The following is a 19,495-nucleotide window of genomic DNA, read 5'->3' on the forward strand; positions in this document are numbered from 1 at the left end:
TTATTCAGCTCTGAAGCTTCACGAAAGGGTGAAGAAAGAAATGCAAGCAGCAGCCGAATAAAGCTGGATGCAGCGGTGTTCTCTCGTCGCAACGTCACTTTCGAGGAGTTTCCCCATGACGATCATGACAGCCCGCATCGCTTCCATCATTCTCGGCGGCTGCCTTGCCGCTTCTGTTGTCTCCGGCCCGGTTTTTGCGGTCGGCAATGATAGCAGCACGACGCCCACCTGCAAGAAGGGCGAGATCTACGACCAGAAGACCAAGAAATGCGTCAAGCAGCAGAGCGCCAACGTCTCCGACGAGAACCGCGCCGACTATGCCTATTCGCTGGCCAAGGCCGGTCGTTATGAGGAGGCGCTTGCCGTGCTCGACACGGTCAAGGATAAGAACACCGCCGAAGTGCTGAATTATCGCGGTTATGCCACCCGCAAGCTCGGCCGCACCGACGAGGGCATCTCCTATTATCTGCAGTCGGTGAAAATGGATCCGCAATACGCCAAGGTCCGCGAATATCTCGGTGAAGCCTATGTCATCAAGGGTCAGCTCGATCTCGCCAAGGACCAGCTGAAGTCAATCAAGGCGATCTGCGGCACCGGCTGCGAGGAATATCAGGATCTGAACGCTGCAATCCTTGATCCCTCGAAGATCTGATCAGCGGGCCACGGCGCGGGAAAACGGAAGCGCGAAAGGGATGAAAGAATGTCGGTCGCGCGCACCCATTTTCCTGCCTATAGTCGCGCGAGAATGGAATCGCCGGTCCATCCGGCGGTTTCGAGGGATGCAGGATTGGCGGAGGCGGCCATCGCGAGCGAAGCGGATATCAGGAGCGGCCTGACGGAAAATCTGGCAAGGCTCTGGCGTTATGGTCTCGTTCTCTCGCATCAGCGCGATGTCGCCGACGATCTGGTGCAGGCGACCTGCCTTCGCGCACTCGAGCACGCCGATCAGTTCATCCCCGGCACCCGGCTCGACCGCTGGCTGTTTTCAATCCTGCATTCAATCTGGCTGAACGAGATCCGCTCTCGCCGGGTGCGCCAGGGCCAGGGTTTCGTCGATGCCGGGGAGACGCTGACCTTCGACGGTGCGCACGACACCGAAACGCATGTGATGGCGGGTCAGGTGCTGAAGCAGGTGAATGCGCTGCCTGAGGCGCAGAGGACGGTGGTTTTCCTCGCCTATGTGGAAGGACTTTCCTATCGCGAGGTTGCAGGCATACTGGATATCCCGATCGGAACCGTGATGAGCCGGCTGGCGGCTGCCCGCGCCAAGCTCTCCGACGCCGGATCGGAAGGGGGACGGCAATGAACACGAAGCACACCATTCCCTCCGACGAGGACCTGACCGCCTTCATCGACGGTGAACTGACGGCCGAAGAGGCTGCGCGCATTGAAGCCGTTGTGAACGAAGACGAGAGCACCGCCGAACGGCTGGAATTTCTGGCGCGCGCCAGCCTGCCCTTCAAGCAAGCGTTCGCCCCGCTGCTCGCCGAAGCCCCGCGCCAGAAACTGGAGACGATGCTCGCCGCCATCCCGGCGGAGCCAAGCACAAAATCCAATGCTACGGCGGCCTTCGCCGGCCGCCGCCGCTTCCTCGGCGCGCTCGCCGCCTCCCTCGTCGCCGGCATCGCGATCGACCGCGCCGTCATCGGCATCGGCATCGGCAGGAGCTTTTCGGCAAAGGACGAAAACAGCGAATGGCGCGCTGTGGTCGCCGATTATATCTCACTCTATACCCCGGAGACTCTCGCCGGCCCCGTACCCGAGAGAGACGTCCAGGCCGCCCAGCTCGCGGGCCTCGACGAAAAACTCGGCCTGTCGCTCTCACCCGAAGCCGTCTCGCTTCCGGGCATCGATTTCAAACGCGCACTGATGCTGCAATATGATGGCAAGCCGCTCGCCCAGATCGCCTATCTCGACCCCGAAACCGGCCCGATGGCGCTGTGCATCGTCAAATCAGATGCGGGCAGCAAGGCGCCGGACCTCGAAAGCCGCAAGGGCCTGAACGTGATCTACTGGTCGAACGAGACGCACGCCTTCATGCTGATCGGCCGCATCCCGGCCGACCGCATGAAGGAATTGGGAGAGGTCGTCAGGAGGAGGCTTTCAGCCTGACCTCTATATTCTGCCGAATCCCAGCTATTATTCCACCAGACCACGCAAATATTGGCCGTAATCGCCTTTGCCCGCTTTGGCGGCAATCTGGGCGAAGTGCTCCTTGGTGATGAAGCCTTTCGCCAGCGCAATTTCCTCCGGGCAGGCGATTTTGAAGCCCTGGCGTTTTTCAAGCGTTCGGACGAACTCGCCGGCCTCAAGCAGACTTTCGGGTGTGCCCGTATCGAGCCAGGCATATCCCCGGCCCATCATCGAGACACGCAGCTTCCCCCGCTCCAGGTAGATCTTGTTGACATCGGTGATCTCGTATTCGCCGCGTGGCGATGGTTTTAGATTGGCTGCGATATCAACGACGTCTTCATCGTAAAAATATAGGCCGGTGACAGCCCAGTGCGATTTGGGCTTAGCCGGCTTTTCTTCAATCGAAATGGCAGTCATGTCGCTGCCGAATTCGACGACACCGTAACGTTCGGGATCGTGCACATGATAGGCAAATACCGTCGCGCCATCACCCTTGGAGGCACCCTCTTCGAGGAGTTCCGGAAGGCCGTGGCCGAAGTAGATATTGTCTCCAAGGATAAGGCAGGATGGCCCGCCCGCCACGAAGTCTGCGCCGATAATATAGGCCTGGGCCAGTCCATCGGGGCTTGGCTGGACAGCATAGCTTAGAGACATACCCCATTCACTGCCATCACCCAGCAAACGCTGAAAGAGCGGCATATCGTGTGGAGTGGAGATAATCAAAACTTCCCGTATGCCAGCCAGCATCAAGGTCGTCAGCGGGTAGTAGATCATTGGTTTATCATAGATCGGAAGCAACTGCTTCGAGACCGAATGAGTCATCGGGTGCAGGCGACTGCCGCTCCCCCCCGCAAGCACTATACCCTTCATACGGCCTCCTTCGGCTCTTCCAAGAGCTTTGTCACAGCATCTCGCGCTGACATCCGCCACTCCGGCATGCTCACGCCATAAAGACCCTTCAACTTATCGCAGCACAATCTGGAATTGGCTGGCCGTTTCGCCGCTGTGGGGTAGTCGGCGGTGGCAATGTCCTTGACGGTGACGCGCCTGCCGGTCTTTTCCTCGAGAACTGACATTACATATCGTGCAAACCCAGCCCAGCTCGTTTCGCCGTTGCCGGCCAAATGAAAAACGCCACGCAAGTCCGGACTGGAGTCACTTGCCAGCCTGTCTGCTATTTTGACGATAGCCTCGGCTATGTCGTTGGCTGAGGTCGGGCAACCCAGTTGATCGCTCACAACGCTCAACTCTTCTCGCGTCTCTGCGAGCCTGAGCATGGTTTTCACGAAGTTGTGGCCAAACGTTGAATAGACCCAGGCTGTCCGCATGATGAAATGGTTTTCATTCGCTGCGGCGACCGCATATTCGCCCTCGAGCTTCGATCTGCCATAGACGGATACCGGTCCGACCGCGTCGCTCTCGACATAGCTTTCGGCCTTGTCTCCATCGAAAACATAATCGGTCGAGAGATGGATGATAGGAAGGGACAGCTCGGCAGCTGCTGCAGCGAGGGCTCTTGCGCCGTCTCGATTGATGGCGAAAGCTGACGCCTCGTCGCTTTCGGCTTTGTCAACGGCGGTGTAGGCGGCCGACGAGACGACGACGTTAGGTTTGATTTTCGCAATGATTTCACGCACCGTCGAAGGCTGGAGCAAATCCAACTCGGGCCTCCCTATGGCGATGACCTCGATACCTCCCGCGTCCAGCGCTTGCAACGCAGATGTGACCTGGCCACTCTTGCCTGTTACTACGATGCGCATCTCACACCTTTTTCAACACGCCAAGCCGTTCACCGGAATACACACGCTCACGCAGCGGCTGCCACCACCAAGCGTTTTCCAGATACCACTCGACGGTCTTGCGAATCCCGCTGTCGAAATTCTCCTGTGCTTTCCAGCCGAGTTCGGTCTCGAGTTTGGTGGCGTCGATAGCATAGCGTGCATCGTGGCCCGGCCGATCGGCAACATAGCTTATAAGATCGCCATGCGGCGGGGTTCCTGGTCGGATTTCATCCATGATCGCGCACACGCGCTCGACAACGTCGATGTTTCGCCGTTCGTTGCGCCCGCCGACATTGTATTTTTCGCCGGGACGGCCCCATTGCACGATCAGCCAAAGCGCTCGTGCGTGGTCGTCGACATAGAGCCAATCGCGAATGTTGGAGCCGCTTCCATAGACGGGCAACGGCTTCCGTTCCAGCGCGTTCAATATGATGAGGGGAATGAGCTTTTCCGGGAAATGGAAGGGACCGTAATTGTTCGAACAGTTGGAAATGATCACGGGCAGGCCGTAAGTCCTTTCCCACGCCGTTGCGAGGTGATCGCTTGCTGCCTTGGACGCGGAGTAAGGAGAGGACGGATCGTAAGATGTCGTCTCGGCAAACAGCCCGTCTTCGCCGAGGGAACCATAGACTTCGTCGGTAGACACGTGCAGCATCTTGAATGCCGCCTTTTCTTCCGCCGGAAGACCTTGCCAATATTGCCGCGCGGCCTCCAGCATGCTGAAGGTGCCGTTTATATTCGTTTCGATAAAATCCGCCGCGCCGGTGATCGAGCGGTCGACGTGGCTTTCCGCCGCCAGATGCATGACGTAATCGGGACGAAACTCCTCGAAAGCGCTGCTGACTGCGCTTCTGTCGCAAATGTCGGCCTTGAGAAACCTGTAGTTCGGAGCATTCTCGATCGCTTTCAGCGAGGCAAGATTGCCGGCATAGGTCAGCTTGTCGACATTGAGGACGTCGGCGCCGATCTCGCTGACGAGATAGCGCACCAATGCCGAACCGATGAAGCCAGCGCCACCTGTTACAAGAACACGCATGAGGCCCTCCGTTTTACGAAAATTGAAAATATTCGGGGAGTTCGGAAAGCAGTGGCTGCTTATTGTCCTTATCAGAAAGAACGTAGGCATCCATCTGCGGCCACTCGATCCCGATCTCGGCGTCGTTCCACCGCACGCCACGGTCATGCTCCGCGCTGTAGGGAGCTGTGACTTTGTAGCTTATGATCGTATCAGGCTGCAAAGTTACGAACCCATGTGCAAATCCGGCTGGCACCCAAAGTTGTGAGCCATTCTCGGGGGACAGTTCTGCCGAGACCCACTTCCCATATGTCGGAGAGCCATGCCTGATATCGACGGCCACATCCAGGAGCGCGCCACGGAGACAGCGCACAAGTTTGCCTTGCGCAAAGGGAGACAACTGAAAATGCAATCCCCGGACGGTTCCCGGCTGTGCTGAAAGGGACTCATTATCCTGCACGAAAGAGACGTCGGCCACACTAGTGCGGAACCAGGAATCCTTGAAGACTTCGCTGAAATAGCCCCTAGAGTCACCGAACCTGGCGGGAGTGATCTTTTTGACGTCCCCGATCTCCAGTTGTTCTACATTCAACGCGTACATCCTTGCATTAGGCTCGATCGCTGGATTGTGACAGCGGCCAACGCCGGCAATACAGCAATTGTGCTGCTGAGCACATACCTTGGCGAGGCCTGGACGGCAAGATGAGAATCCAGTTCTGCCGCCGGTTGTGTGCGGCGTCGGAGCAAACGATTGAAGCCAAGGCAAAGTGTTGGCTTCTAGCGTTAAATTGCGGATCCATGTCGGTCAAAAAGCCTTCATGCGCAGTTATGTCGAGCATCTGGTGTCTCATGACGGGCTGACTTCAATCTGGAATCGCGGGAGGCCTAGGTGCCGGCCCGCCTCTATCCGAGATCGCAAGGTGCTTTGGAGTGGCATAACGGCTGCAGCCAAAGAGAATTCACGCCCGACATGCTCTGAGTTTCAGTTGGTGCTTGGCAGAGATGACGATCATGCTTTATGGCGCACGCTGGTACAGGCATTTGCCGCAGGGGTTGCGGTATGCTGATGAAACAACGGATCGACAAATCGCCAGGCGCCTCGTTGTACGAGCTGGATCGGAGATGTTCAGTTGATAGAGATTCTTTGCGCGACCTATAATGGGATGCGCCATCTGCGAGAGCAGATTGCATCCATTGAGGCGCAGACGCTCACCGAGTGGCATATCACGTTCTTCGACGACGGCTCGACGGATGGTACCGTCGAAATGCTGGCAGCTCTGGCCGTAAATGATACCCGCTTGAGTTTGATACGAAATCCCGTCAATCTCGGCTTTTGCGGTAACTTCCTCAACAACCTTTCGAAGCTCAAAAACGCTGACGCTTATGCGTTCAGCGACCAGGATGACATTTGGTATCAGGATAAACTCAAACGTGCGTTTGACTGGCTCTCGCGGGTCGATCCTGGCAGGCCGGCAGTTTATTTCGCTCGGACTGAAATTGTCGATGAACAACTCAATCATGTAGGAATGTCGCCCGAATTCAAACTCGAACCAAGTTTTCGCAACGCCTTGGTCCAGAGCATCGGCGGAGGCAACACCATGATGTTCAATCAGGCGGCGAGGGATCTTGTGGTCGATACATTGCCGAAAACACGTCTCATTTCCCACGACTGGTGGTTCTATATTGTCGTGGCAGGCTGCGGCGGGGTGGTCAGATACGATTCGGAACCGGTGTTGAAATACCGCCAGCACGCCACCAACCTGGTCGGCGCTAACAACGGTATCTCAATGCAAGTCGCCAGATTGTGGATGGCCTTCCGGGGGCAATGGCGTGCGTGGAACACTGCTCACGAAGAGGCGATCAAGACCTTCGAGGATCGTCTTACCCCCGAAAATCGCACCGCTTTCCATGCTTTTCAGCGGGCTCGCAACGGTGGTTGGCCCTTTGAGAGATTGTCGGTGCTCAAGCGAACTGGGATAAAGCGCCAAAGCGCGCTCCAGACCAGATTTCTTCCCATTCTCGCTCTACTGAACAGGCTGTAGGCGCTGCGCGCCTATCGACGGTTTCGAAGGAAGCGGGGCCGCTCGGGAAAAAGGCTAGCCTTTGTCTCGGAAGGCGGCTAAACGCAATGTCGCCTTCGGGACATAGAGGAGTTGTTACTTCTGAGTGGAGGCGTCAAGAGAGCAATGATGAATCGCTATAACCTGTCGGATCAAAAGGCTACGTCATGGCTCAATCGGGCCGAGATCTGCGTTTCTTTATTCTGAGAGATAGTCAAATTCGGGAAGTGGAGCGTGTCGTTGTCGCCGATCCTTGTTTCGCGCCTTCTAGTCCATATGCGGTTTACGCTAGCCCGAAATAGGTGCAATTCTTGATGTCCGCAGTTCTCACCCCATTTCTGGTTCCGCCTTCCATTCGTCATCAAAAGAAGGTCAATTATGGTGACGGCTTCATCTTGCGTGCGATTGAGAGGCAGGTAGGCAGGTTCTCTCAGTCAGCGATGTTTTCTCCCAGAACGCCCCTCGTCGATGAGGATTTTGCGCGGTTGCAGTCGCATCGCTATGTGATTCTCGCCGGAGCCAACCAGCTCAAGGATGACTTCGCGCCGATCGCGAAAATGAAGGCAAGCACGCTACGCAAGTCAAACCTGGTGTTCATACCCTTCGGTATCGGTCTGCACGGAGAAGCGGGTTTCAACGAAGGGTTCACAGACAACGCTAGTGAGATCTTGTCGATCATCCACGAACGAATTGAATACTCAAGTTGGCGCTGTCCGCTGACGAAGGGGCTTCTGGACACGGCGTTGCCGGCATTGCGTGAACAGACACTGATGACCTGCTGCCCAGTTGTCATGGACCGCCCTCTATTGGACGGCTCTAAGTTCGAGCGCAACCTATCAACCATCGCGGTAACGATTACAGATCGCGGTGATTTCTGGGATAGAGAGATTCCGGTTTTAAAAGAGGTGGCCGAGTTATTTCCGGACAAGAGGCGGGTTTTGGTGTTCCATCAGAATTTCGATCCTCCGTCTGTCTTTGAGCCGTTGGCCGACCGGTTCGGGATGCGTTTGGGCAGCCAAAAGGCGAAGACGCCTCGCCACCTGCGCCAACTCGCTCGACAGCTTGGGTACGAGATCCTCCTTGCCGACGACGTTGACAGGCTCCTGGCATTTTACGGGCAAGTGGACTTGCATGTGGGTAGTCGCCTCCATGCGCATCTTCATATGTTGAGTCAGAACAAATGGAGTTTTCTCGTCAAGGTCGACGAACGCTCCCCCGGAATTGCGAGTGCCCTCGGTTTCGAACTCATCGAACCCGGGCAACTCCGCCATCACCTCGATGCGGATCTGGAGACGATCAGAACCTCGGCCCAGGCGTGCCATTTGGTGATGCAGCGTTTCGTAAATGCGATTCCGGGCCGCCCGTAAGCAGATCAACTAGGCTCTGTTGACAAAGTTGATGGTGAAGATGCGATAAGGTCGCTTCCTGATGGAGGGGTTTCATGGCCGGACCTGTTTTGCAGATACTCGAGCTTGTCGACAGGCTCTTTCAAGAGAAGGCCTCGTGGCAAGAACTCATCAAGGAGATAAGAGGCGCATCCGGCGTTGACATTTTGACGGCGGAAAGGATTGCCTTTTCCCACACCGGTTGGAGACGATTGTGTAACCATCGGATCAATCACGATCCTGAATGCAAAAATCAAGCAGCACGACACATCAAAATCCATGGGCCAAGCTCACTGATTTTGTCTGTAGGTGAAACCTTTTCCGTTGCAGCGCCAGAGGTGACCTAAAGACGATCCACAAAGTGCGGCAGCCATATTTTTGCCGCAGCCAGTGAAAGGAACGCTTCGAAGGAAGTTCGGGTTTTGTCGTAACGAGTGGCGATTCTACGGAACTGCTTGAGCCGGTTGAACATTCGCTCGATACGGTTGCGGTCTTTATATATCTCAGAGTCGCAGGAAGGCGGGTTTTTGCGGTTCGCTTTCGGCGGGATAACCGGACGAATACCATGGATGAGCAGCTCTTCGCGAACAGCGTCGCCGTCATAGCCCTTGTCGGCTAGAAATGACTTTGGTTTGCCCACGGGTATGGCAAGAACGGCACGATAATCGGAGGTCTCGCCGCCTGTCAGGACAAAACCAAGAGGACGCCCCTGACCGTCTGCGCGGGCATGGATTTTTGTCGTAAAGCCGCCGCGTGATCGACCAAAACCCTCCTTGTGAGTCCCCCTTTAGCGCCCGCTGCCTGCGAATGGCAGCGAACCGTGGTGCTGTCGATCATATGTTGCCAGTCGTCGGTCAGCCCAAATTCGACAAGCGTTTCCAGCAGCGCGTCCCATACGCCTTGTTCGGCCCAACGGCGGAACCGAACATAGACCGAATTCCACTTTCCATACCGCTCGTGCATATCCCGCCACGGACGTAACCGGTGTGCCGCTCCCACGTTGTCCTCGCCGCACTGATCTGTGATCGCCTTACCATGGACGAGCAACGGGAGTTTCTCCATGGAGACTACAGTGGAGGTTCTCACAGCCAGGAAGCCTGGACGTGAGGTCCACCGTCATTGGCCGGATGAGGTCAAGGCGCAGATCGTGTCGGAGAGCCTTCGGCCCGGTGCGAAGGTGAATGAAGTTGCCGAGCGCTATGGATTACGGGCCAACCGTCTTTCGACTTGGCGAACTATGGCCCGGCAGCGCAAGTTGGTTCTGCCTGCACCCGAGGATGCGGTCGAGTTCGCAGCGGTGATCGTTGACCCCCCTGTTTCGAACTCGCCGTCGAAGGAAGTCGGTCGCCCCGAGATCATCGTTGGTTCTGTCACCATCCGGCTGGAAGAAGGCGCGTCTGCCGCTCGCATCGCCGCTGTCGCGCGTGCCTGCGCGGTTCCGGCATGATCTTTCCGTCGAACCGCGTCCGGATCATGGTGGCCACCAAACCGGTCGACTTCCGCAAGGGCCACGATGGCCTGGCGGCGCTGGTCAAGAACGAGCTGCATAAGGACCCTTTTACGGGGACGGTCTTCGTGTTTCGGTCCCGGAAAGCAGATCGACTGAAGCTGATCTATTGGGATGGCAGCGGTCTGGTGATGGCCTACAAGCGGTTGGAAGAACACACGTTCACCTGGCCGGGCATCAAGGACGGCCTAATGACACTGGGCCACGCGCAGTTCGAAGCGTTGTTCGCAGGCCTCGACTGGCGTCGGGTTCGTTCCGTAGAGGCGAGACCGCCGGATGCCATCGAATAGATGCGGCACGATGACTCGGACGGTGGATTCTTCCGGCGAAGCGTGACGGGGTTTGATAGACTTCGGGCATGTTGGATGCCGCCGATCTTCCAGACGACATTGCTGTGCTGAAGGCCATGCTGATCGCAGCGCAAGCGCGTGAAGTTCGCAAGGATGACCGGATCGAACGACTGGAGAAGCTGGTCGCAGCTTTCAAGCAGGCAGTCTTCGGCCGCAAATCCGAGAAGGCCGATCCTGAACAATTCGATCTCGCATTGGAGGACCTGGAAACGGCCATTGCTGCCATCCATGCCGAAGATGAAGCCGATAGCCCCTTAGGGAAGCCGCAGCCTAAACCACGCGCCGCCAATCGGGGTTCTCTTCCAGCCCATCTTCCTCGTGTCGAGGAGATCATCGAGCCAGAAAGCTTGATCTGCTCTTGCGGCGGAGGCCTGCATTGCATCGGGGAGGACGTGTCCGAGCGGCTCGATGTCATCCCGGCACAATTTCGCGTCATCGTCACGCGTCGTCCCAAATATGCCTGCCGTGCCTGCACCGACGGCGTTGCCCAGGCTCCAGCGCCTGCTAGATTGATCCACGCCGGGTTGCCGACGGAGGCGACCATCGCGCATGTGCTGGTCTCCAAATATGCCGATCACCTGCCGCTTTACCGACAGGCCCAGATCATGAGCCGCCAGGGCGTTGATCTCGACCGCTCCACGCTCGCCGACTGGGTCGGCCGGGCGGCATTCGAGCTTCGCCCGGTCTTCGACGCTCTGATCGCCGACCTGAAGCGGTCCACCAAGCTGTTCATGGACGAGACCCGTGCGCCAGTCCTCGATCCTGGCTCCCGCAAAACCAAAACTGGATACTTCTGGGCCTTGGCCCGCGATGACCGACCATGGGGCGGAGGTGCTCCACCCGGCGTAGCCTTTACCTACGCTCCAGGGCGTGGCGGGCAGCATGCCGAACGGATATTGCAAGGGTTTACGGGCGTGCTTCAGGTCGACGGCTACGCCGGATATAATCGGCTGATTGCGCCGGATCGTGTGGGTCCCGACATCCGGCTGGCCTATTGCTGGGCGCATGCTCGGCGTAAGCTGGTCGAGATCACCCGCACCGGCGCGACCCCGATTGCTGAGGATGGCGTGAAGCGGATCGGCGAACTCTATCGCATCGAAGCAGGGCTGCGCGGTCTCGACGCCGAAGCTCGCCGCGCTGGGAGGCAGGCACGGTCAGCGCCGTTGATCGCAGACATGCGGACATGGCTCATCCTTCATCGGGCCCGCGTCGCTGGCAAGTCGCCGCTCGGCGAAGCACTCGCCTATGTCGCCAAATACTGGGATGGGCTCTGCGTCTATCTGACCGACGGTCGCGTCGAGATCGACAACAACAGCGTCGAGCGAACCATTAGGCCGATTGCTCTCAATCGGAAGAACGCGCTCTTCGCCGGACATGACGCTGGAGCGGAGAACTGGGCGATCATCGCCTCGCTGATCGAGACGTGCAAGCTCAATGCCGTCGATCCGTATGCGTATTTGGCCAGAGCCCTTACCGCCATCGTCAATGGCCACAAGCAGAGCCGAATAGGAGAACTCCTGCCGTGGAATAACTTGGTGGTGTGATATGTGCTCAAAGCTTCTATTGCCGGGACGCAGACGATTGACAGCTTACAACTCATAGAGGTAGCTCTGGACCACCTTGTCTGAGCAGCGTTATGGCCGTCATTATTCCGCACCAGGACCACTTTCCCGATATTGGCGATCAGGAGATTGCCAGTCTGGGCGTACCTTTTGCTTTTGTCTCTGTTTTCGATCACTGGCTGACCGAAGCGGAATGTACGGCGACAAGTTTGTTCACCTATGAAAGTGCCCTAAAGGCCAATCAACTTCAGGATTATTTAGCCGGGGAGAGAAAATTTCTCGCGCTCTATAATCATCTTGGAAACGCCGGCACCATCGTGAACTTTTCAGGAGTGCTTCGGCCCATAGTTTCCGCAAGCTCCGAATTTCAACGCATACTGCGGCGTAGTCTGCGCGAGGCTCGGTTCATGGATATATACCTTGAGGGATACGGGGTGCGCATCCTTGGGAATTATGACCGCACCGATGTAATTATTGCGGAAACATGCGAGCAATTAGATGTGCTGGAAACGGAAATCGCTCGATTCGACCTTCACATGCTGCGTAAGTAACATCGGCTGTCAGCTCCTTTTGGCGCATAGTTCCGATCCACGTCATGGCTGGCTCTCGACCCTTCAAACCCGTCCTGGTCAAGGCGCGGTGTGCCCGGAACAACGCTTACCCACGGACAACCAAAACGCAAGACATGGAGCATTCCGTTAAAACAGCGACGGTTGTCATGGGAGGGCCGAGACTTGCGACCACGCTCGGTCGGCAACAGTGGTTCGATGATCCGCCACTCCTCATCACTCAAATCGCCTCCCGCCACTGCTGCCTCCTAAACAGCAGTCTTGAATCACGCCTCAGCCGATTTGGGACAGAGCCTAGGCATCGGTGTGACGTCAGCTAGAGCAACGCCAGTAAAGTGCGAAGCAGTTTTCCCAGGAATGGCGCAAGTGCAAAGCCTGTGCTGCCACGATCCACACAAATAAGGGCGACCATATAGGCGAAGATCGGATCCAGAGCCTTCTGGTTGAACATGATGCCAAAGCTGCCGGTTATAACGTAGCTGCTGACGAGCAGAAGAGCGAGAGCAATGGCGAGATCCCCCGGTCCGGGTTCTTTTCTCTTCCGGCGACCATCATGTCGTCTTCATGCATCGTGACCTTGCCCGTTGAAATAATCCATTTTGAAGTAAGCTCTGGCCCATTGAGAGGACCAGGGAATGAAGCGCAGCCGTTTCACAGACGAACATATTATCGGCATTCTGAACGAGCACGAGGCGGGCACGCCGGTCTCGGAGCTTTGCCGCAAGCACGGCGTCAGCGATGCCAGCATCTATAAATGGAAAGCCAAGTTCGGCGGCATGGAGGTGTCGGAAGCCAAGCGGCTGAAGACGTTGGAGGACGAGAACACGAAGCTGAAGAGGCTTCTGGCGGATGCCATGCTCGACAATGCTGCTTTGAAAGACCTTTTGGGAAAGAAGTGGTGACGCCCGCAGCAAAGCGGAAAGCTGTCGCGCATCTGATGGATCAACATCGGATGAGCGAACGGCGGGCGTGTAAAGCCATCGGCTTTTGCCGCATGACGATCCGTTACGACACCAGCCGCGGCGACGATCAGGGCCTTCGCGAGCGAATGAAGGCGTTGGCGCATGAACGCCGCCGCTTCGGCTATCGACGCATTCATGTGCTGCTCAGGCGCGAGGGACACCTTGTGAACCACAAGAAGCTCTTCCGGCTCTATCGGGAGGAGAAGCTGACCGTGCGCAAGCGCGGCGGCCGGAAGCGAGCGATAGGCACACGAGCACCGATGCTGATCCCGATGACTGCCAATGATCGTTGGTCGCTGGACTTCGTGTCGGATCAGTTCACCGATGGTCGCAGGTTCCGGGTTCTGACGGTCGTGGACGACTGCACCAGAGAATGCCTGGCTCTCGTCGCTGATACATCGCTTTCCGGCCTGCGGGTTGCTCGTGAGCTTGATCGGATCATCGAGGAACGTGGCAAACCCAGGATGATCGTCAGTGACAACGGCAGCGAGTTCACCAGTAATGCGATCCTGCAATGGACGGGTCGGGCCAAGGTCGATTGGCATTACATTGCGCCTGGCAAGCCGATCCAGAACGCCTTCATCGAAAGCTTCAATGGGCGCCTGCGCGACGAGTTCTTGAATGAAACGCTCTTCTCGTCACTGACCCATGCTCGATCAGCGCTTTCAAACTGGCGCAGCGATTACAATGATCACCGACCGCATTCCGGCCTCGGCTGGCTGACACCGACCGAGTTCGCTCAATCCATCAACCCGCGACGCGTTGCGGTGCTGCGCAGCCGAAATGGCTCCGCACCGCAACTCGCCGCTACCGCCCCAAATACAGCAACCCAAAACCGCCGGAGCGAACTCAAAATTGGATAAAACTTGGGGGCAAGGTCAATCGGCATCGTTGTCGACTGTTCACGCAGCGCAGATGACCGCGCGTACGGTGAAAGAGGCGAGGCAGACGCCAAGATCGGCAACCTCGGAGGATTGACAGAGATTCGCTAGCGTTTTCGCTGAACGGCAATGGAGCGCTTAATCACCACCGGCTCGAATTCAGGTGATTGCGCGAGCCACTGATCCACTGCCTTCCGACATCCGGAATAAGACGAATAGTCGTCAAATATAATGTAACCGCCCTTTACGATATGTGGCGCAATGCGATCGATGCAAGTCTTCACCGAATCGTACCAATCGCCGTCGATATGAGCCACTGCGACAGGTTCTGTCCGGTTCATCGTATCCTGGAACAATCCCTTGATGAAATGGATGTTGTGCTCCAACGCAGGAAAGCCGAAAGTCTTGAGGTTGTCGGCGACAAGCTGCTTTGTATCGCCTAGGTAACCGTAATATTGATCCTGGCCAAGGCCGTGGGACTGCCCAGACTCGATTTGAGCATAGCGCTCATGTGCATCAAACCCGTCTTCCGGCCCAGGAGCTGGGATCTGGTCGTAAACGTCATACAGGTCTAGTGGCCTATTGTGAGATTTATAATGGCACATGAAGATAGCCGAGCCGCCAAGAGCGACCCCTGCCTCAACGAACCGCCCTTCCAGCTTGTTCCGTTCCACATCAACAATACAATCGTGAAGGATGGCCAGTTTGTCATAGCCGCAGTATGTCAAATTGCGAGCGCGCAGCTCATCGGAAAGCGTCTTGATTTCGGTGCGTATTTGCTCGCCTTCGTCAGGACCTTTTCTCTTCGTCGCTATCGCGCCGTTGCTCTCCGGCTGTTGTTCGCCACGTCGGGATTCAGCGTGTCGAATCCGCTCCAGCCGCCAAATTTTAAAGAGTGCCCAGGGCAGAAACGGATAGGCAAGAAATGCCGACGGCCTAAAGGGCTTGGCACGTGCGACCGTGAAATACGGCCCCATATAATGCTTGAGATTACCTTTGAAGTGATACAGCCGACACTTCGTCGTCGGCTTGAGGATGTCATGATCGCTCAATTTCGGGGTGAAATTATATTGTTCGCAGTCCAGCAGAAGGATGTGTCCCAGCCAGTTTTCGATCACTTGAAGGTTACGCATTTTGCTGTGATGTAGGCCCACAAGATCACGGAGCGCGAGCTGGTCGCCGAACCATGTCTTTTCCTCCTCGCTCATAGACGTGTAGTTATCAATCATCTGAGACATCATGCTCACTACGCGCTTGCGCGCTTCGTCACCGCTATTGACGATCAACAACCCGCCGTTGATCGGTGAGTTGTGGGAGCGTCGGAATGTCAACGCGAGATCAAAGGTACCGGTCTTCTGTTCAAATAAGTGGGCGAAGCTTCTGAGGCAGAGCATGTCGGAGTCGAGCAGGAATACCGGGTGTTCGCTGCCGAGGCGCGTGAGTGCATCGCGTTGCCAGATCATGCGCTCATACATTATTCGATCGATGTCGATTTCGCGACGCCAGATCGTAGCACCCGGCAATTTAAATCGGCTGTCTGTATCCGTAAGAATTGTGAGGGTCGTGCCTGGGTGGTAGCGCCGGAATGACGCCCACATGAGGGCAATCATTTTGTGATAATCCCGCGCGCGAAAGTCTCCATATTTGGTTCGATCGATAACAGCAGCGCCTTTATCGACATGAAACACAACAAGTTGCACTGACCTTTCATTCAGTATGCCCGGACGCCTCGTCAAAGATCTTCTGCTCCTTCAAAATCCACGTCCTCCGGATCCGGCGCAGTAACAGCCAAGCCTGCGAGGTCGATGTGCAGCGGCGGTATATAGTGCGAACGAATTATCTTTCCCTCGGGTCGCAGTACTCGGACACTCTTCTCTTCCACGTGACACAGTATGTCCATCATCGATCCCTGCGAGATGTTGACTCTGATCGAGTAAAGGCCAGGCAAATAGATCACAGGATCAAATTTCATGCGAACCGTGTGCCTGCCTTTGGTAATTTGTACCCATCCCAATTCATCTCGTGTCGAGGAGGGATGATAGACCACTGGTTCGACCACCGGCTTAAACATGACGTTGAAAGCACACTCGTCAAGGTCTTCATGAGCTGTCACGGCTACTTCGACGGTCAAATCCTCGCCAGGAAAAATCTGCTCAATTTCGTGGCCGGCATTGTCAAGCAATCGGACGTGGTCGATGGTTATTTTCTTGCCTGTCGCAATTGATGTCGCAGAGGTTGAGGGCTTGTCCCGACTGTTTAGCTTTTCTCTTGTTGTGCTGGCTTGATCGGCTTCATAGGCATCGAGAACGGACTTCGAATCTCCCTCTGCCAGCACCTGGCCCTTCCGCAGATAGATTGCTCGATCTGTCAAGTACTCTATCGAAAGCCGGGAATGGGAGACGAGAATGAGAGATGCCCCTCCCTTGCGGATATCGTTGATCTTGTTGCGGCACTTTACGCGGAAGCTCGCATCCCCGACTGCCAGTACCTCGTCGACGATGAGAAGTTGCGGGTCGGTGTGGACGGCGCATGCAAATCCAAGCCTCATCCTCATGCCCGTAGAATAGGTGCCGAGCGGGGCGTCGATGCTTTCCCCGATCTCCGCAAAATCGACGACCGCGTCGTAGCTCGCTCGGATTTCATCCGTGGTCATGCCAAGAAGCGACATATTGAGGTAGACGTTCTGAGAGCCGCTGAGGCTGGGTTCAAAGCCTGCGCCGAGAGCCAGCATGGGTGCGATTTTGCCACGGGTCTCGATCGTTCCGGATGTAGGGTTTATGACCCCGGCTATCAAGCGAAGCAGGGTGGTCTTGCCGCTGCCATTGACCCCGACAAGGCCAAGTGACTCACCCTTCTTGAGCTCCAAATTTATGTTTCGAAGCGCCCAAAATTCGCCAGCCTTCAGCTTGCTGGGGTTCTCTTTAAAGGCACCACCAATCAGCGTACGAATGCCCGATGTAAAGGAGCCTTTCAGATCGCGATTGAATTTTTTGTTCAAACCGTTGACGCGGACGACGGCATTATCTGACATTCATCGCCCTCCCAACAGCATGCGCTCGACGATCAGCGGCTTTGCCTTGATGAAGAAGCGTAGCGCTACAATCAATAGACCCAACACAATGAGACCGAACACAATCGACAGCGGAACGTCAATCGGTGTACCCGCCATCGCCTTGCGAGCCGGCAAAGCTATCGGGGCAATCGGATGAAAATATAAAACAGTCTCCAATGTTGTGCCGGGCCGCGGCTGAAAGAACACCGGACTAATTAAAAGTCCGAACGACAAAAATAGCTGAAAGATGCGCTTCACGTCCTCCACCAATAGCGCAAAGGGAGCAATAAAGGCGCCGAGCATTGCCCCAAACACCGTCCCGAACAGGATAATCCCGCAGCTAAGTATGACTCTCAACGGGCCAATTCCAAAGGCAAGCGAGACCAGGGCGACGAAAAGAATACGGATCAGGCCGTCGACAAGGATTGCAAACAACTGGCTGAGCACGATGCTAAGCATTGGAAAGCGGACACGCGCGATGAACGACCGGGAGGCTTCAACCGATCGCACCCCTAGCATAAGAGCCTCACCAAAATTCAGCCACGCCACCACTCCAATCATATAGAATATGAAAAACGGGAGATTGATGTCTGGCGCGAACATGATGCCAGATTGATGTGCTCCGTGCGCCGCCACCGTCAGGACAATTATAGGGAAAATGATCCAGAAATAGCCAAGGAATGACCGGTTGAATTTGGCCTTGAGCTGCGGTCGGAACAATTGATAGGCAAGCGCGATACTATGCCGGACCTGTTTGGCCGGCGAAGGCGTACCATCGAAATCAACGCTTTCAGTCTGCATGCTGAGAAACAAATGTCCTATCTTAGTGGGTGAGTTGCATGGTCCAGCGGGGAACCGATATTCAGCTTTTGGCCGGTGCGCCAGCGAAAACTTCTCCCGCACGCCGTTTTGAGGCGTCTTGCCCCCGGCTCCGAACGCACACGATACCTCGGGTGGGGATAATGTTTGCGATTGCGTTTCTCCTGCTATATCTAAAGCGGCAACTCAAGCCTTTACGAATATTGCTACCGATGAAGTGCCATTGAATGCTGCGCCGTATCGCCCGTATGTTCCGCCCCACCTCTCAGGGACAATCGACCTCGAAGATTTCTCCGCTCATATTCGATCGCCATTTTTCCGACGCTCGGCATAGGGTGGTGGTAATGGCTGATGGAGCTGGTGCAACTCAGCGAATAAGCTTTGATTTGCCGCTGACGTTACGCCGGCAGACCGGGGAGATTGCGCTCGCTCTGTTTGAGGAGTCGGTCATTTCGACCCCTCAAGATATGCGTGCACTTCTGTCGTCTTTGCATCCTACTATAGTGGTGGCGAGCCGCTATGGAGGTGTCGGTTCGAAGGAAGTCGTTGCTTACTGTCACAGCGCGGGCATTTCGCTCGTGAGCCATTTCGACGATGACTTGTTTGACGTTCCGCTCTCGCTGGGTAAGGCAAAGTACGATCGGTACCGTGATCCTATCCGCCTGCAGAGCATGCGAGCGCTCTGCGAAGGCGCTAGCCTTATTTACCTGTCCACCGAAGAGCTGAAGAGACGTTTTAACCGCTATGACTTCAGGTCCGAGGCCATCGCCGGCGAGATATATTGCCCCGCCTCAAATGACATAAAGCGAGAACTGTCGGACAAGCTCCTGTTCGGCTACATGGGGACTGCCGGTCACGCGGAGGATCTCGCGCAAGTCCTGCCGTCCATCGAGCATGTGCTGGATCGTCTCCCGGAAGCGCGCTTCGAAACCTTCGGATCGATCAAGATGCCGCCTGAAATGGTTCGGAAATACGGAAGCAGGGTGCGCGCCATTCCGCCGACGGCGGACTATAATGGTTTCCTCGCGAGGATGCGTGAGCTTGACTGGAAAGTGGGCTTGGCGCCGCTGGTGCGCAATCCGTTTAATGACTGCAAGGCAAATACCAAGTTCATAGAGTATGCGAGTTCTGGCGTCCTGCCTGTGCTGTCGACAGGACCGGTCTATGCTCGTATTTGCGATATTACGGGCTTGCCCCAAACCGAGAACGAAACCTGGTCAGAACGGATCATCGAATTGCTTTCGATGCCCCAGAGCCAAGCGGCTTCTTTGTTGCAGCACGTGCAGGATAGGATCGCGGAGTTTTATTCTCTTGCGAGATTGGAGGACCAAGTTGTAAGGGTCCTGCGGTTGCATGTTTGAATGCAAGAGCGATCCTCGGTGACGCCTTGCGCAGTATGGATCTTTTCCTGGTAGCCAC

General features: G+C 56.1%; 20 protein-coding genes and 2 pseudogenes. 12 read left to right on the top strand and 10 right to left on the bottom strand.

The genetic code is table 11. The annotated features are described in order from the left end of the window. Nucleotides 1–115: 115 nt before the first annotated feature. Genes U5G49_RS02145 through U5G49_RS02155 form a run of 3 tightly spaced genes read left to right on the top strand, consistent with a single transcriptional unit; the run spans nt 116 to nt 2,112 of the window. Nucleotides 116–652: a tetratricopeptide repeat protein gene (locus U5G49_RS02145; protein ID WP_193445703.1), complete on the top strand. Its 537-nt coding sequence runs from the start codon at nt 116–118 to the stop codon at nt 650–652. A 48-nt stretch (nt 653–700) separates the two neighbouring features. Then, the gene (locus U5G49_RS02150) at nt 701–1,306 is read left to right on the top strand and encodes an RNA polymerase sigma factor (RefSeq protein WP_193445704.1); all 606 of its coding nucleotides are present in this window, start codon (nt 701–703) and stop codon (nt 1,304–1,306) included. Continuing rightward, entirely contained in the window at nt 1,303–2,112 is an 810-nt protein-coding gene (locus U5G49_RS02155) for an anti-sigma factor family protein (RefSeq protein WP_193445705.1), read from the top strand. Before U5G49_RS02150 ends, U5G49_RS02155 begins: the two co-directional genes overlap by 4 nt. A 27-nt stretch (nt 2,113–2,139) precedes the next feature. On the opposite strand, the gene rfbA is transcribed toward U5G49_RS02155, so the two are convergent. From rfbA to rfbC, 4 genes are read right to left on the bottom strand one after another with little or no spacing between them, the layout of a single operon-like run. Then, a complete protein-coding gene (rfbA, locus tag U5G49_RS02160; RefSeq protein WP_193445706.1) occupies nt 2,140–3,003 on the bottom strand; it encodes a glucose-1-phosphate thymidylyltransferase RfbA in 864 nt (287 codons plus the stop codon). Further along, entirely contained in the window at nt 3,000–3,893 is an 894-nt protein-coding gene (rfbD, locus tag U5G49_RS02165) for a dTDP-4-dehydrorhamnose reductase (protein WP_193445707.1), read from the bottom strand. The genes rfbA and rfbD overlap by 4 nt, the downstream gene beginning before the upstream one ends. A 1-nt stretch (nt 3,894) precedes the next feature. Beyond that, a complete protein-coding gene (gene rfbB, locus U5G49_RS02170) occupies nt 3,895–4,950 on the bottom strand; it encodes a dTDP-glucose 4,6-dehydratase (protein ID WP_193445708.1) in 1,056 nt (351 codons plus the stop codon). 13 nt (nt 4,951–4,963) lie between these two features. After that, nucleotides 4,964–5,530 (bottom strand): dTDP-4-dehydrorhamnose 3,5-epimerase, encoded by a 567-nt coding sequence (rfbC, locus tag U5G49_RS02175; protein WP_131647306.1) that lies wholly within the window; start codon nt 5,528–5,530, stop codon nt 4,964–4,966. Between the two features lie 529 nt (nt 5,531–6,059). Between rfbC and U5G49_RS02180 the strand changes: the two genes are divergently transcribed. The 3 genes from U5G49_RS02180 to U5G49_RS02190 all read left to right on the top strand — a co-directional run bounded on the left by U5G49_RS02180 (nt 6,060) and on the right by U5G49_RS02190 (nt 8,721). Next, the gene (locus tag U5G49_RS02180; protein ID WP_193445709.1) at nt 6,060–6,971 is read left to right on the top strand and encodes a glycosyltransferase family 2 protein; all 912 of its coding nucleotides are present in this window, start codon (nt 6,060–6,062) and stop codon (nt 6,969–6,971) included. Nucleotides 6,972–7,303: 332 nt separating this feature from the next. Beyond that, the gene (locus tag U5G49_RS02185) at nt 7,304–8,356 is read left to right on the top strand and encodes a polysaccharide pyruvyl transferase family protein (protein ID WP_193445710.1); all 1,053 of its coding nucleotides are present in this window, start codon (nt 7,304–7,306) and stop codon (nt 8,354–8,356) included. 74 nt (nt 8,357–8,430) lie between these two features. Continuing rightward, nucleotides 8,431–8,721 (top strand): hypothetical protein, encoded by a 291-nt coding sequence (locus tag U5G49_RS02190; RefSeq protein WP_193445711.1) that lies wholly within the window; start codon nt 8,431–8,433, stop codon nt 8,719–8,721. Here U5G49_RS02190 and U5G49_RS37310 read toward each other — a convergent pair. Beyond that, nucleotides 8,718–9,349, bottom strand: a pseudogene (locus U5G49_RS37310) (IS5 family transposase); the annotation flags it as partial. The gene U5G49_RS02190 and the pseudogene U5G49_RS37310 sit on opposite strands and share 4 nt — an antisense overlap. A gap of 85 nt (nt 9,350–9,434) precedes the next feature. Between U5G49_RS37310 and tnpA the strand changes: the two are divergent. The 4 genes from tnpA (at nt 9,435) to U5G49_RS02215 (ending at nt 12,344) form a co-directional block, all read left to right on the top strand. Beyond that, nucleotides 9,435–9,821: an IS66-like element accessory protein TnpA gene (gene tnpA / locus U5G49_RS02200; protein ID WP_193445713.1), complete on the top strand. Its 387-nt coding sequence runs from the start codon at nt 9,435–9,437 to the stop codon at nt 9,819–9,821. Then, nucleotides 9,818–10,171 (top strand): IS66 family insertion sequence element accessory protein TnpB, encoded by a 354-nt coding sequence (gene tnpB / locus U5G49_RS02205; protein ID WP_071084382.1) that lies wholly within the window; start codon nt 9,818–9,820, stop codon nt 10,169–10,171. The genes tnpA and tnpB overlap by 4 nt, the downstream gene beginning before the upstream one ends. 68 nt (nt 10,172–10,239) lie before the next feature. Continuing rightward, complete coding sequence (gene tnpC, locus U5G49_RS02210) at nt 10,240–11,775, top strand: IS66 family transposase (protein WP_193445714.1); 1,536 nt, start codon at nt 10,240–10,242, stop codon at nt 11,773–11,775. Between the two features lie 92 nt (nt 11,776–11,867). After that, nucleotides 11,868–12,344, top strand: coding sequence for a hypothetical protein (locus tag U5G49_RS02215; RefSeq protein WP_132576265.1), 477 nt, complete (start codon nt 11,868–11,870; stop codon nt 12,342–12,344). Here U5G49_RS02215 and U5G49_RS02220 read toward each other — a convergent pair. Both U5G49_RS02220 and U5G49_RS02225 read right to left on the bottom strand, forming a co-directional pair. Then, nucleotides 12,326–12,601 (bottom strand): transposase, encoded by a 276-nt coding sequence (locus tag U5G49_RS02220; RefSeq protein ID WP_284200558.1) that lies wholly within the window; start codon nt 12,599–12,601, stop codon nt 12,326–12,328. The genes U5G49_RS02215 and U5G49_RS02220 overlap by 19 nt on opposite strands. 77 nt (nt 12,602–12,678) lie before the next feature. Then, a pseudogene (locus U5G49_RS02225) lies at nt 12,679–12,900 on the bottom strand (hypothetical protein); the annotation flags it as partial. 97 nt (nt 12,901–12,997) lie between these two features. Between U5G49_RS02225 and U5G49_RS02230 the strand changes: the two are divergent. Continuing rightward, nucleotides 12,998–14,187 (top strand): IS3 family transposase gene (locus U5G49_RS02230; RefSeq protein WP_193445715.1). Its coding sequence is split into 2 segments (ribosomal slippage): nt 12,998–13,247 and nt 13,247–14,187, totalling 1,191 coding nucleotides; the frame shifts between segments, so codons are not numbered across the junction. Between the two features lie 125 nt (nt 14,188–14,312). Here U5G49_RS02230 and U5G49_RS02235 read toward each other — a convergent pair. The 3 genes from U5G49_RS02235 to U5G49_RS02245 are packed head-to-tail and all read right to left on the bottom strand — an operon-like array spanning nt 14,313 to nt 18,058. Beyond that, on the bottom strand, nt 14,313–15,905 hold the full coding sequence (locus tag U5G49_RS02235; protein WP_193445716.1) for a TylF/MycF/NovP-related O-methyltransferase: 1,593 nt from the start codon (nt 15,903–15,905) through the stop codon (nt 14,313–14,315). 32 nt (nt 15,906–15,937) lie between these two features. Continuing rightward, on the bottom strand, nt 15,938–17,236 hold the full coding sequence (locus U5G49_RS02240; RefSeq protein ID WP_193445717.1) for an ABC transporter ATP-binding protein: 1,299 nt from the start codon (nt 17,234–17,236) through the stop codon (nt 15,938–15,940). Continuing rightward, the gene (locus U5G49_RS02245) at nt 17,237–18,058 is read right to left on the bottom strand and encodes an ABC transporter permease (RefSeq protein WP_193445718.1); all 822 of its coding nucleotides are present in this window, start codon (nt 18,056–18,058) and stop codon (nt 17,237–17,239) included. A 245-nt stretch (nt 18,059–18,303) separates the two neighbouring features. On the opposite strand from U5G49_RS02245, the gene U5G49_RS02250 reads away from it, so the two are divergent. Next, nucleotides 18,304–19,437 (top strand): glycosyltransferase family protein, encoded by a 1,134-nt coding sequence (locus U5G49_RS02250; protein ID WP_193445719.1) that lies wholly within the window; start codon nt 18,304–18,306, stop codon nt 19,435–19,437. Nucleotides 19,438–19,495 lie beyond the last annotated feature (58 nt).

Source organism: Rhizobium indigoferae, from assembly GCF_034554815.1.
In the GTDB taxonomy this organism is placed as follows: Bacteria; Pseudomonadota; Alphaproteobacteria; order Rhizobiales; family Rhizobiaceae; genus Rhizobium; species Rhizobium leguminosarum.

Coding starts and splice junctions, on each gene's coding strand:
- U5G49_RS02145 (WP_193445703.1), top strand. CDS start 116: ATGACGATCATGACAGCCCGCATCGCTTCCATCATTCTCGGCGGCTGC.
- U5G49_RS02150 (WP_193445704.1), top strand. CDS start 701: ATGTCGGTCGCGCGCACCCATTTTCCTGCCTATAGTCGCGCGAGAATG.
- U5G49_RS02155 (WP_193445705.1), top strand. CDS start 1,303: ATGAACACGAAGCACACCATTCCCTCCGACGAGGACCTGACCGCCTTC.
- rfbA (WP_193445706.1), bottom strand. CDS start 3,003: ATGAAGGGTATAGTGCTTGCGGGGGGGAGCGGCAGTCGCCTGCACCCG.
- rfbD (WP_193445707.1), bottom strand. CDS start 3,893: ATGCGCATCGTAGTAACAGGCAAGAGTGGCCAGGTCACATCTGCGTTG.
- rfbB (WP_193445708.1), bottom strand. CDS start 4,950: ATGCGTGTTCTTGTAACAGGTGGCGCTGGCTTCATCGGTTCGGCATTG.
- rfbC (WP_131647306.1), bottom strand. CDS start 5,530: ATGTACGCGTTGAATGTAGAACAACTGGAGATCGGGGACGTCAAAAAG.
- U5G49_RS02185 (WP_193445710.1), top strand. CDS start 7,304: ATGTCCGCAGTTCTCACCCCATTTCTGGTTCCGCCTTCCATTCGTCAT.
- U5G49_RS02190 (WP_193445711.1), top strand. CDS start 8,431: ATGGCCGGACCTGTTTTGCAGATACTCGAGCTTGTCGACAGGCTCTTT.
- tnpA (WP_193445713.1), top strand. CDS start 9,435: ATGGAGACTACAGTGGAGGTTCTCACAGCCAGGAAGCCTGGACGTGAG.
- tnpB (WP_071084382.1), top strand. CDS start 9,818: ATGATCTTTCCGTCGAACCGCGTCCGGATCATGGTGGCCACCAAACCG.
- tnpC (WP_193445714.1), top strand. CDS start 10,240: ATGTTGGATGCCGCCGATCTTCCAGACGACATTGCTGTGCTGAAGGCC.
- U5G49_RS02215 (WP_132576265.1), top strand. CDS start 11,868: ATGGCCGTCATTATTCCGCACCAGGACCACTTTCCCGATATTGGCGAT.
- U5G49_RS02240 (WP_193445717.1), bottom strand. CDS start 17,236: ATGTCAGATAATGCCGTCGTCCGCGTCAACGGTTTGAACAAAAAATTC.
- U5G49_RS02245 (WP_193445718.1), bottom strand. CDS start 18,058: ATGCAGACTGAAAGCGTTGATTTCGATGGTACGCCTTCGCCGGCCAAA.
- U5G49_RS02250 (WP_193445719.1), top strand. CDS start 18,304: ATGCTGCGCCGTATCGCCCGTATGTTCCGCCCCACCTCTCAGGGACAA.